The organism is Nocardia sp. NPDC059229 (assembly GCF_042754165.1).
GTDB lineage: Bacteria > Actinomycetota > Actinomycetes > Mycobacteriales > Mycobacteriaceae > Nocardia.
In genome coordinates, this window is sequence record NZ_JBHZAK010000003.1 from 179,862 (window position 1) to 192,702 (window position 12,841).

The window sequence follows — 12,841 nt, forward strand, 5'->3', positions numbered from 1 at the left end:
GGGGGATCCGACGGTTGAGCTGCCGCCTGCACCGGAGCGCCCGACCGTTGAGCTGCCGCCGTTGTCGGAGCGCTCGACTGTCGAGTTGCCGTCGGAGTCCTCCGAGCCCCCGACCGTGGAGGTGCCGCCGCATTCGTCCGGGGACCCGACTGTGGAGTTGCCGCCGCCGGGATCCGGCGATCCGACTGTGGAGTTGCCGCCGCAAGGTTCGGGGGATCCGACTGTGGAGCTGCCGCCGCAAGGTTCGGGGGATCCGACTGTCGAGTTGCCGCCGCCGGGTTCCGGGGATCCGACTCTCGAGGTGCCGCCGCATTCGTCTGCGGCTGCGACCGTTGAGCTTTCGCCGGCGGCGGGGGATGAGCCGTTGTCGGTGAATCCGGCGGCAGTGTCGCCTACTTTGAAGGCGGTTGCGGATTTCCTGGGGGAGGCGCCGCTCGAGCAGAGTGCGCGGCAGCGGACCCCGGAGGAGCTGGCTTATCTGGCTCGGCTGGCCGATGGGCTGGGCATGGTGGAGCCGCTGTCGAAGCGGCCGGATGCGCTCGCCTCGTTGCAAGAGCTAGCCGAAATGGCCAAGGCGCGTGGGTTCTTCGGAGATCCGGACACCGGCGCCGGGCCCGCGTCGATGCGCGATACCGCGGACTTCCGCCCGCTCACCACCGATGAGCGGTACGGCGGCGAGGAATACTGGCGCTCCGAGGTCGATCCGCGCGAGCTGCGCGCCATCGAGGCGGAGTTCCGGGATCTGGGGATCGCGGACCGCCTGCACCAGGCCGAGGCCGAGGAGGCCGCCGCCGGTCGACAGGCGTTGGAACAGAACGCGTCTCGCCTCACGGGCGCGGCGCGGGACCTCCCGCTCGAGCCGTGGTCGGATTCCACCCACCGGTCCGGAACCCCACCGCGCGCCATGACGCTCGACGAGTTGCGCCAGGACATCGCCACCCGTCTGGGCCTGTCGGACGCCGACCTCACCCGGGAGCGCCTGCCGGAGGTCGCGGGCGAGCTGCAGTACCGGAACATGTTGCGCGCCGGTGCGATCGAGGCCCTCGAGGACTTCGCCGCCCGCCACGATGCGGCGACCGACCCCCAGCAGCGCGCGCAGCTCGCCGAGGCCCGGGACGAATGGGCCCGACTGCTCGGCGTCGATCTCGACCGCCTCGCGCCGGAGCACCGGGCCGCGACCCTGGCGGAGCTGCGCGACGAAACCCTCCGCCGCGCAGACGATGTCGCGGATCTGATGGCGGCCACCTTCCACGAGCCCGAGCCGTCCGGTCCGCAGCGCCTGGTCCTCGAGGTCGACGGCCAGCGCGTCCACGCCACCGTCCGCACCGACGCCGACGGCGTGCGCCACCTGGAACCGGCCGCCCGCCCGCCCCTGCCCGGGGACCGTCTGCCGGCCGAGCGCCCCGCGGCCCGCCCGCCGTTCGTGCGCCGCCTGTGGGACATGGTGCGCAGTGGATTCAAGGGCCAGTACCCGAAGTACGCCTCGGGTTCGGGTATGGACGGCACCGGCCAGAAGCAGATCATCCACGAGGTCGGCGGCTGGCTGCACAACAACTTCCTCGAACACCTCGACATCAACCCGTCCCGCCTCGGCAAGGAGTTCGCCACCCTCTGGAAGGCGCGCGAGGACCTGCCGTTCGTCAACCACCTCACGGCGCGAGTCCCGGATGTGGCCTCCGAACTGGTGCCCATGCGTACCCGTGACGGCGGCGAGTACGAGCCCTGGTACAGCGAGGTGGATCCCGCCACCCGGGCGCGGGTGGCGGGGGAGCTGGAGTTCGCGGGTATCAACCCGGGTGAGCCCAGGCCCGCCGGACAGCACACGCCCCCCGACCCCACCACCGATCCGGCCGAGGTCACGCAGCGCGAGCCGCTGCCGCAGCTGCCCGCCGGTGGCGACCCCGACTCCGGACATACCGGGACACACCCGGATCCGGCGACCCCTGCCCACCAGGCCGACCCGCCGGTATCGCGCGACGCGCTCCCGAAGGCGCTCGCGGACGGCCTCGACGTCCGTGACGCGGCCCTGCAAGAGGTCCTGAAACAGGCTGCGCGCCAAGGCATCGACGTGCGCACCGCCGATCCGGCCACGCTGCGCCGCCTGGTCGACGAGACGACGTATGTGATGCTGCGACGAGCCGGCGCGGTGGAGGCGCTGTTCGACGCCGCACAGCGCTACAACGCGGAAGATGCCCGCATCCCCTACAGCCGCAATGTCAACTACTTCGACAAGGACCCGCTGGGCCGGTTCCTGCGCGAGCTGGTGCACAGCGATCCGACCCGCCACGACTGGGCGGTCTCGCGACTCGCCCGCAAGCTCAAGCTGTTCGGCAAGGACGACCCGCTGTTCACCGCCCTCGAGTGGGACGGCACCCCCAATGGCGGCGAGCCCGCCCTCAACTTCGACGACCTGTCTCCCGAGGAGCTGCTGACCCGCAAGGAGGGCGTGCTCTTCACGCAGGGCCTGGACCGCGACCAGGTTCGTGAGGAGCGCGGCAACTGGGCTCAGCTACTGGGCGTCGGCCTCGACGACCTGACCCCGGAGCGCCTGCCGCACACCGTGGCCGAATTGCGCATGGCGGTCCGCGAACACGCCGACCAGATCGCCGATCTCGGCCGCGCCGTCGACGACTACGTGCGCGCCGATGCTGACCTGCGCACCACGGCGAACGACATCGCCGACGACGCGGCCCGCTCCTGGACCGGCGATCACGGCGGCGCGCCGCTCGATCGCGGTGTCGCCGTCCTGCCCGGTGACCCGCCGCGCCTGACGGTGATCCGGGCCGACGGCGCGCACGAGCGGGTGCTGGCCGAGTACCTCGCCGAGCATCCCGAGATCGGCCGCCGGCTCAACGACGGGAGCCTGCGACTCGATTTCCAGAAGGTCACCATGGACGGGCAGGGCCGGGTGCATGTCGTCGCGGAACACACGCCCGAGGCGCGCTTCCACGAGCCCGAACTCGGCGGCGAGACGATTCCCACCACCACGGTGCGCGACCATCCGGCGGGCCCGTGGCGGGTCGTCGAACAGCCGCCCGCGGACCCGGCCCCGCACACCGCGCCCGCACGACCGACGCGTTCGCTGGACGAACTGCACACGGCACGTGCGGATCTGGCCGCCAAGCTGCGCGTCGATCTCGACAACCTGGCACCCGACAAGCTGGCCGACACCATCCAGGCCCTGCAGCACGACAACGCACTGCACGCCGCGCAGATCGAGGGCATCCGCGACTTCATGCGCAGCAGTGACGACATCGAGTCGTTCAACGATCTGAACGCCGCCCTGCAGCAGCTGGCGAACCGGCTGGATCTGGAGCCCTCCGCGCTCACCCCGGAAAGCTTGGCCCGGGCCCTGACCGATCCCGGCCTGCGCAATGTGCGGCGACTGCAGGCGGTCGAGGATCTGGTCCGCTACGCGAAATCGGTGCGCGGCGTGGACGAACGGGCGGCGCTGGCCGCGCGCGACCGCCTGGCCGAGCGTCTCGGTATCGCGCGGGAGGAACTGTTCGCCGGCAAGTACAACAAGACCGCGGACCGATTCGAGCCCGACGCCAAGAGCATCGCGCCCAAGGCCCTGCTGCGTGCGATCAACGACATGCAGCACCGTTCGCTGGAACAGCCGAGACTGGTCGACGCGCTGACCGAATACGCGCGCACGCTCAGCGGGATCGATCCCTACCACAACGATCTGCGCTTCGACCCGAGTACGGATCCCCGGGTGGCGGAGGGCGAACTGCCCATCCACGATCCGGCCGCGCCCGCCCTGCTGCGCGACTTCAATCCCGAATCGATCGGTGAGCCACCGCGTTCCGACGATCCCTCCTGGGTGGATTCCGCGTGGGCCCGGCTCCAGGGCCTCGAACTCGGCGACGATCCGGCGCGCCTGGCGAAGGCCTACGAGGCCTACCGGGACGGCAAGATCGAGAAGTTCGAGCGCCCGGACGACGCCCAAACCCGCACTGCCGTCGAGGAATTGCGCACCGAGGTCCGCGAGCGGGCCGCCGACATCGAGGAGTTGAAGCAGCTCGCGCAGGAGTACAATGACGCGATCGCGCCCGCCCAGCAGCCTGCGCAACCACTGCGTCCGCTCCGGGCCGCGACCGAACTCGAGAGCGCGCGTGAGGATTTCGAGCGCGCGAGCAGGGTGCGCGACCATGCGCTGTCGCGGATCACGCATCCCGACGCGCACGAGCCGCATCTCGAGGGCGCTCCCGGCCGCCGGGTCGACGGCGAGGATCTGACACCGCTGCGGCTGGCGGCCACGATCGAGCACCTCGAGCAGTTGCCCGTGCACGAGGCGCTGCGTTCCGGCCACGAGGTCCGCGTCGCCGAACTACGCACGGCCGCAGAGCATTACAACGAGGCCGAGGACCGGTTGCGCGCGGCGGAGCACGAGCTCGACCGGTCGCTGATGGCCGGTGCCCGGCCGGGCGAAGCCCCGGTGGACACCCTGCGCCGCGAACTGGATCAGGCCCTTCGCGAGCAGCAGCGGGCGACACAGGGCGTGCGGGTCGACCCCGCGGACCTGACGCCGCAGCGGTACCGCGAGGCGCTCACCGAGGCGGCCCAGCACGCCCGCACGCCGGACGAGCAGGCCGCGGCCACCCCGCGCATCCAGCGTCTGCACGACGCGATCATCCGGGTGCACCAGATCCAGGAGCTCATCGCCGGTCACGAGGCCGAGGCGCGGGCGCGCGCCCGCGCCGCCGAGACACCCCTGGATACCGCTCGCCGCGAATCGCGAGACGCGCAGCGCGAACTCCGCGCGGCCCAGGCCGATCTGGCCGTGGTCCAGATCCCCCCGAAGCCGACCGACCCGGCAGCGGCCGCCGCACACGACGACGCCCTGCGCGCCGCCGCCGACCGGGTCGACCAGGCCCGAACCGCCGCCGATCGCTGGTCCACCGAGCTGAGGCGACTGTGGGCCGCCCACGTCCGCGCCGAGGTCACGCCGCACGAGGCGGCCGCCGCCGCGCGCGGCGAGGCTCGCGCCGCCTTGAACCAGGCGATCACCGACTTCCACGCCGCGACCGGCCTGCGCGTCGCCGCCTCCGACCTCACTTCCGACCACATCGATGCGACCATCGATCACCTGCAGGGCAAAACCGTCCTGGCGAACGGCCCCGGAAGCCCCACCGCCTTCGAGGATCTCCGCCGCGCGGCCGAACACTCCCACCAAGCCGACGCCCTCGCCCAGTGGGTAGACGAGAACATCCCGCGCCCCGGCCGGCCTTCGGGTGGCGAGCCGGAAACTGGTCCCGAAGAACCGAACTCGGGTCCGAAGGGGCCCGACCCCGATGCGGGCGGACCGGTCGCGGGTGGCGGCCAGAAGCCCGGCAGCGGCTCCGATGGCGGTGCCGCGCACGCCGAGCCGGACGGTGCCGCGCACGCCGAGCCGGACGGTGCCGCGCAGCCGGGTCCGGACCCGGATTCCGTTGTCACCCAGGTCCTCACCACCGGTGAGGTCCCCGACGCGCACGGCGCGGTCCTCTACGAGGGCAACCTCCCACCCAACGACGACGCCCTCTACCGCGGCATCCCCCGCCTGCTCCCCGACGGCACCGTCAACCCCGCCTACCTCGACGGCCTCCGCGGCGTCGTGTCCGCCCGCGGCACCCTGGACCTCGACTACGAGGGCCACACCTCCCACCTGGGCGTCCAGAGCGATGCCACCTCCTGGACCCGAAACCCCAAGGTGGCAGCCCTCTTCGCCACCACCGACGGCCTCATCATGGAGTGGCGCACCGGCGCACCCCCCGAAGGCGCCACCTGGCGCTTCAAACCGATCTACGACCTCCCCGACGAATTCAGCCAGGTCCTCGTCCAGGGCACCCTCACCGAGGCCCGCGCCATCCGCCACCTCCCCGAGGCCCCCGATCCGATTCCCAGCAGCAACCCTCCGATCGTTCCGCCCGGGGCGGTCGCGGCGATGGAGGCCAACCGCAGCGAGGCTTCGTCTACCCCGACCGGTCCTGCCGTACCCCAGGAGCGCGAATCGTCGGTCGGCACCGCTGAGTCCGATCCGATTCCCAGCAGCAACCCTCCGATCGTTCCGCCCGGGGCGGTCGCGGCGATGGAGGCCAACCGCAGCGAAGCTCCGGCCACTCCGACCGGTCCTGCCGTACCTCACGAGCCCCAATCATCGGTCGGCACTGTCGAATCCGAGCGGCCCGACGGCCAGGAATCGAATCCCGGAGCGCCGGTCGCCGGTCCGGAACCGGGCGAGCCGGAGAAGTCCGCGGCCGTGGAGACTCCGCTGATAGTGCGGAATGAGTTCCAGATGCCCACTGGCACTCCTGAATCCGGGCGAATCGACGCTCAGGGGTCGAGTTCCGCCGCGCCGGTGGCCGACCCGGACCAGCACGAGGCGGATAGGTCAGCGCCCGTCGAGACGCCGCCCGTTGCGCGGGCAGGGCAGGAGTCGCCGATCGGCGCGGAAAAGCCGCGCAGCGACGCCGGGACCGACTCCGGTGACTCCTCGCTTGGTCGGGCCGTGCCGGACTCGGAGCGGTCGGGGGTGGATTGGCGGCATGTGCGGTCGCATCTGCCGAAGGTTCCTCGGGAGTTCGATCCAGAGTTCCCGCAGTACACGCCGCAGCCGTCGCAGCAGGCGGCGCCGTGGACGCTGCCGCCGGATGCGAATCCGCCGCAGCCGCCCGCGCCGCCGAATCCTCCCCAGCCGCCGCCTCCTCCGCTGCCGCCGGGTGGGCCGGGTGGGCAGCCGTATCCGGGCGGGTCCGGTGGGGCTCCGCAGATGCCGCAGGTGCCGGGGATGCCCGAGATGCCGCAGCCGCCGACGGTGCCGCCGTATCCGGGTGGGCAGGTGCCGCCCGGGGGTTCGTGGCCGGGTGTGCCGACGCCGGTGGATCCGGGGTGGCCGGGTGGTCAGTCGCCGAACGGGCAACAGCCGCCGTGGGGTTCGTGGCCCGGTTCTGCACAGCAGCCGGGTGGCTCTCAGCAGTGGCCGAACGGTTCGCAGCAGTGGCCCAATGGGTCTCAGCAGTGGCCGGGCTCGCCCGACGGGCAGAACCCGGGGTATCCGGGCTCGCCGTCGACTCCGGGTGGGTCGCCGAACGGCCCGCATGCGCCCGGTGGCCCGGGCGGGCCCAATGGTGGTGCACCGCAGGGCCCGTTGGGCGCTCCGGGCTGGAATCCCCTGCCGGACAGCCCGTCCGACGGCTACGGCGCGAACGGCTACGGTGCGAACCGCAGCGCCTCGAACGGCGCGTCCGGAACCCCGGGCGGATTCCCCGGCGGCCCCACGGGCGGAGGCCAGGGCGGGCAGCAGCCGGGCGGAGCCAACACCGGCCGCTCGCGCGGCGGCAACCGTTTCCCGCGGGCTTCGGGTCCGGCGTCCTCGGGCACCGGGGTGTACCTGCGCTCGCATTCGGGATTCGGCGAATTCGCCATGCTGAACCCGCTGACCGGTGAGCTGAATTCGGCTCCGGCCGGCGCGGGTTCGCTGGCCGGTGTCTACGACGACATGGACGGCCTGCGGGTGATGTTCTACCGTGATCATCAGGCCGGCCTCGTGCTGCGAGTGGGCGATCAGGCCATCGAGGTGGACCGGCTGGGCGCGGACGTGTACTGGGAGCGCACCCAGCAGGGCTTCAACCGCCTGCTGGTCGGCGTGGGCGGCGCCCCGCAGTGCGAGGTGCGCTACCGCACCGTCGCATCGGACGCCGACCTGGGCCTGCTGATCCGCGATGTGCTCGCGGATCCGGGACGTCGCGCGGGCATTTTCGGATGACCCGCGGGTGAGTTCGCCGATTCTTTCGGTTCCGGCAACCGCGCGTACAACCGGGATATGTGATGCTGAGATTCGACCAGGCAGTGGGAGGAGAAGGACATGCGGCACGGCTATCCCAGCGACGACGAGTTGCGGGAGAACTTCGACGAGGTGCTCACGCATGTGTTGGCCGGGAAGGGCGTGCACACCGCCACCGGACTCGACGACGACACCCAGGACGCCCTGTGGGCGATCGCCGAGGCGTACCCGAATGCCACTCCCGAAATGATCGACGCCGCCAGAAAGGCCTTCGCCGGTCAGCTCGACGGCAGCAATGCCCAACGCTGGCAAGAGGAAATGGACAACTGGTTCGACGAGCGCGAAGAGCGGAAGGCCGCCCGCGACCAGCAGGCGGGCCCGGCCGAGGGGAACTGACGGTCACGCTCCGGCGCGCCCCCGAGGAGCGGCGCCGGGTGGACCGAGGAGAAGATTGCGTGTGACGATTTCCCCTGATGCCGGCGAAAACCCCACCGGCGCAGCCATATCCACCGATGACGAGCCGATCGAGATCGCGGGCCTGCCCGACGATTCCGATCCCGACATCGGCTTCAGCCTGACCGCCCCGGTGATCGATGTCCCGCAGCGCGCCCGCAGCCTGGCCCACCGCATCGCCGGTGACCTGCGCGAGCTGGGCCCGCAGGGCTGGGTGCGGGTGGAGGCCGCCTTCGCGGTCACCGTCAATGGCCAGCGCACGCGGGTGGTGTTCTCCGACGATCAGCAGCGCACCGCCCAGGTGCTGCCGCCGACCGAGATCCTCGCGCTGGTGGCCGAACACCGTCAGCTCTCCGCCGAGCTCGGCGATCCCTGGTGGCGGCTGCACATGGAGATCACCGCCGCGGGCGAACTGACCGTCGACCACGACTACGGCGACGAGCCGTTCCCGGCCGATCAGATGTTCCTGCCCCAGGACTATCTCGCCGACCTGGCCGCGTATCCCCGCGACGAGCTGCCGATGTGGCTGGCCGCCTATCTGCGCCACGACGACCGCCAGTCCCGCGATCCCCGCCAGGCCGCCGCCGCGGCGCACGCCGATCGCGAATCCGGTTATCTCCCGGTGGTTTCCGAGGACGATTTCCCGAGGTTCCCACTGCTGTGGTCACGGTGGGCCGCCATCGCGGCCGCTTTCGTGGCGGTCGGCTCAGAATGGGGTCCGCGGGTCCTCCCGTCCTTCGCCTGGTTCGAGGGCTCCCGCCGCTCCGGTTCGTCGCTGTACCTGCTGCCCGGTGGCCGCGCGGTGCTGTCCGGGGGCGTCTGGAACGCACCGGAATTGACGGCCGCCTACAACGATCGCGGCGCGCTGCCCCGCCTGTACGAGGGCGCGCCCGAGTGGGTCGCCAACCCGGTGCTGAACACCCGCGCGGCCGGCGGCCTGCTCACCTTCTGCTACTGGTGGGAGCGCGGCCGCTGGTATCGCGGTGATTCCCCGTCCGCCGTCCAGGTGGCCGCGGCGGTCCCCGGTATCTGGACCACCGCCACGGTGGTCGACGTCATCAGCGGCTTGATCGCCGAGCAGGCCACGCCCGAACAGCGTTCCGCGGTAGCGGAATTCGTGGCCGCCGCCGAGCGATCCGATGTCACCCGCGCCGTGCTGGCGGCGGTCTTCGGAGCCACCGCGGACCTGGATGCCGCGCACTACCAGCTGACCCTGGCCGGGGCGGCCCGCCTGGGCCCGGACCCGCTGCCGGAGTCCGAGGCCCTGGAGGCTGTCCGTCACCAGGTCCGCACTGCCGGCGCGGAGAGCCCGGCCTTTCCGTTGGATCGCCTTCGCGCCGAACGGCTTTCGGTGGGCTGGATGGTGTATCTGCCCACCGAGCCGGAGGAGGTGGTGATCGACCGCGCCCTCTACTACGTCGCCGACGACGGCGTGGTGGAGCAGACCACCTCGAGCATGCCCGCGTCGGTCTATCTGCCGGGGATGGAAGAGCGCTTCCGCCAACGGCATTCGCAGTGAATCGCGCCGGACGAGTGCGTCATCGCCGTCGGCGGCCAGTAATCTTTCAGGTGTTGTCGAGTTAGGAGCGGGACATGGGTGACGGTGGCAAAGTCGACAACCCTTGGCTTGGGCTCGACCAGCAGGCACTGGACGGCACACTCAAACTGAGCCACGGCGCCGCCCTGGACGCTGCCAAGCTGGCGGCCGACGCGGTGAACGTGCTGAATACCGCGAGGGGCTACCAGTCCCTGCTGACCGATCACAAGGGTTTCAGCGACAACTCTTTCCTGCCGCGAATCATGGTGCTTCGCGACCATTTCAACCATGAGGGCGGGCGCTTGGACACGATCCTGGGCCACTACGTCGACCTGGTGAATGCCATGGCCGACACCCTGATCGTGGCGGACAAGGAATACAATGCGGCCGAAGAGGATTCGAAGACCAAGTTCGAGCGCTTCAAGAAGGAGCTCCAGACCGTTCACGGCGCACCGACGATGGCCACCGGGACGAAGATCCCCACCTTCGACACCGACAAGACGCCGCCGCTGGACGCGAAGCACGGTTACGGCGGTCTGGCCGACGTCAGGAACAGCACGGGTCACTACGAATCCATCGATCCGGAGGACCCGAACTCCGGGGGCCACGATTGGTTCTACCGGGCGGGTTTCGGAATGAACCCGCAGTCGGTGGCCGACGCCAGCGGTACCTGGCTGATCGTCGCCGACAAGATCGATACAAGCTTCGAGAACCTGACCAAGCGGCTGTCGCAGATGGAGTCCGACGGGAGTTGGACCGGAACCGGTGCGAAGGGTGCGATCCGGGCCGCCGGGAATTTCAAGACCCAGGCCGACGGTCTCACCTCGGACCTGCGTGCCATGGCGTCGAACCTGAGCTACGTATCGGGCTGGCTGGCGAACACCAAGCTGTACATGCCCAACAACGCGCCGACCGATTTCGACTACGACCGGCCCCAGCACGAGGACGCCATCGTCAAACGCGCCCGGCTCGGGTTCTCGAGCTGGTATGTGCCCGGTCTGAGCGCGGCCAGTACGGCCATTCCGAAGCTGGCCGATCCCACCGCACCGATGCCCGGCTCGGACGGCAAGACGAACTACTACGGCGGTAGCGACGACGGCGGCGACCGCGGCGGGACGCGCGGCAAGATCGGACCCTCGGGCGGCGGCACGCCGAGCTTCGGGGACGGCTCGTTGCCGGGCGGCACCGCGCCCAAGGTGACCGCGAACAAGGCCACCAACCCGCCGGGCTCGACACCGAACGGTGGCGACAAGGGCGGTACGAATCCCAACGGCGGGGACAAGAACGGCTCGAACCCGAACGGCGGCAACCCGAACGGCTCCAACCCCGACGGCTCGAACCCCGGCGGCAGCAACCCGACCTCCAGCCAGAACAGCCAGTCCGGTTCGCAGCTGTCACAGATGGCCGGCACCCTGCAGCAGGCTCTGCAGGGCCTGCAGAGCCAGACACAGCAGAGCACTCAACAGCAGGATCTGGCCAAAAAGCTGCAGAATATGCCGCTGTCGGCGCTGCCGAACCTCAATGACCTGAAGATGCCCGGCGGTGGCCCGGGCGGCGGCGGCCCCGGCGGCAAGCCGACGCTGGAACCCGCTCAGGCCAAGCTGTTTCCGCGCGCCGCGCTCGCCGAGGTGGCCGAGGCGGAGGCTGCCGGCGTCGCGCGCGCGGGTATCGCAGCCGGTGCGACCCCGATGGGCGGCGGCATGGGCGGCGGCATGGGCGGTATGGGTCACGGCGGCGGCGCGCACGGTGCGCAGGGCAAGGAGCACAAGCGCCCCGAATTCCTGGATTCCTCCGAATATCTGGACGAGGCCATGGGCACGCCCCCGGTGGTGGCGAAGCCCGTGGTGGAGGGCTGATGGGTCGCAGCTGGACGCTCACCGACCTGGAGTTCCTGGTGCTGTGGGAGGAGCTGGGCGAGGAATTCCTGCCCACCCCGCTGTTCTTCACCAGCCGCACCCAATCCTGGAACGCGCACCTGGACAACAAGGCCCGTGCCCGCAACGCCCTGCGCGACCGCGATCCCGATCTGGACGAGGTGCTGCGCGCGGTGCACGCGCCGGAGCTGCGGGTGGAGGTGCACGGCTGGGACGGACGCGATTGGCGCGCCCCGGCGGCCAGCATCCGCATGCTCGGTGTGCGCAGCGGCGAGGCGGGCTACCTGGTCGTGCAGCAGCCGGGCGAAACGGTCAGGCACAGTGCGGGATTCACCATCACCGAGTTCTGGGCGGCGGAACTGGCCACCGAGGTGGTGGCCGGGCTGCCGGACACCGTCGCCGGCCGCGGTCGCGACACCGTGCTCGCCGAACCCGAGGACACCGTCGAGGTCGACTACGCGTTCGGCCTGTCCCCGGCGCACGAGACCCTCGAGGGCGGTGTGGTCGACCGGGCCGCTGAGTTCCTGGCCGCGCCCGCGCCGAGCATGGGGACCATCGATGTGGTGCAGGGCCGTTCGCGGTTCGGCCCGCGCGGCATCACCCGGCACCATCTGGAATGGCGTGATCTGGACGCGGACGGCCGGTACGTGGTCACCGCCGAGCACCCGCCCGTCGCGATGTCCGCGGATCGCCGCAGGATGATCGCGACCCTGGAAACGGTGATCGCCGAGGTGATCCTGGTGATCGCGGACGAATGAGAGGTAGCGCAGTGGCAGCGGAAGCAGTGCCGTCCGGCGACGTGTCGTTCCCGACCGAGTTCACCCTCTCGTCGCGGACCGGCTCGATCGTGGTGACCACCACGGAACAGGGCTTGCCCCGGGCGATTTCGGTCGAGCGGGATCGGCTGCGCGAGGATCCGGAACTGCTGGCCGAGGAGATTCTGCGCCTGTGTCGCCAGTCCGCGAACCGCGCGGGCGTCGAACGGCGCAAACAGCTGCGGGCAGCGGGTCTGGCCCCGGAGCTGCTGGCTCTGACGGGTCTGCCGACGATCGAAGAGGTGACTCGCCAGGAGTATGCCGACGAGCAGGAATACGAGACCGAACCCGACAGCTGGCTGCGCCCGATCTGACGGTGGTGAAAGATATAGTGCGGCAAGGTGATCCGCATTCAGATCGATAACCCGCGGAATACCTGGCGTTCACCGTCGTG

The 12,841-nt window shown here is 70.7% G+C and carries 6 protein-coding genes (1 of these 6 running past the window's edge); all 6 read left to right on the forward strand.

Annotated elements, in window-relative coordinates; translation table 11 throughout:
• Nucleotides 1–7,750, forward strand: partial view of a hypothetical protein gene (locus ACFXHE_RS09720; RefSeq protein ID WP_379381598.1) — the final stretch only. The gene continues 25,970 nt to the left of window position 1, outside the view; 7,750 of the gene's 33,720 nt are visible here — the last part of the coding sequence; the start codon falls outside the window, past its left edge; its stop codon occupies nucleotides 7,748–7,750.
• 99 nt (nucleotides 7,751–7,849) lie between these two features.
• On the forward strand, nucleotides 7,850–8,164 hold the full coding sequence (locus ACFXHE_RS09725; RefSeq protein ID WP_379381600.1) for a hypothetical protein: 315 nt from the start codon (nucleotides 7,850–7,852) through the stop codon (nucleotides 8,162–8,164).
• A gap of 61 nt (nucleotides 8,165–8,225) precedes the next feature.
• Complete coding sequence (locus ACFXHE_RS09730; protein ID WP_379381602.1) at nucleotides 8,226–9,740, forward strand: hypothetical protein; 1,515 nt, start codon at nucleotides 8,226–8,228, stop codon at nucleotides 9,738–9,740.
• A 74-nt stretch (nucleotides 9,741–9,814) separates the two neighbouring features.
• A complete protein-coding gene (locus ACFXHE_RS09735; protein ID WP_379381604.1) occupies nucleotides 9,815–11,614 on the forward strand; it encodes a hypothetical protein in 1,800 nt (599 codons plus the stop codon).
• Entirely contained in the window at nucleotides 11,614–12,390 is a 777-nt protein-coding gene (locus ACFXHE_RS09740) for an ESX secretion-associated protein EspG (protein WP_379381606.1), read from the forward strand. The genes ACFXHE_RS09735 and ACFXHE_RS09740 overlap by 1 nt, the downstream gene beginning before the upstream one ends.
• Before the next feature lie 11 nt (nucleotides 12,391–12,401).
• Nucleotides 12,402–12,761, forward strand: a complete 360-nt coding sequence (locus ACFXHE_RS09745; protein ID WP_379381608.1) for a hypothetical protein — start codon at nucleotides 12,402–12,404, stop codon at nucleotides 12,759–12,761.
• Nucleotides 12,762–12,841: the final 80 nt, after the last annotated feature.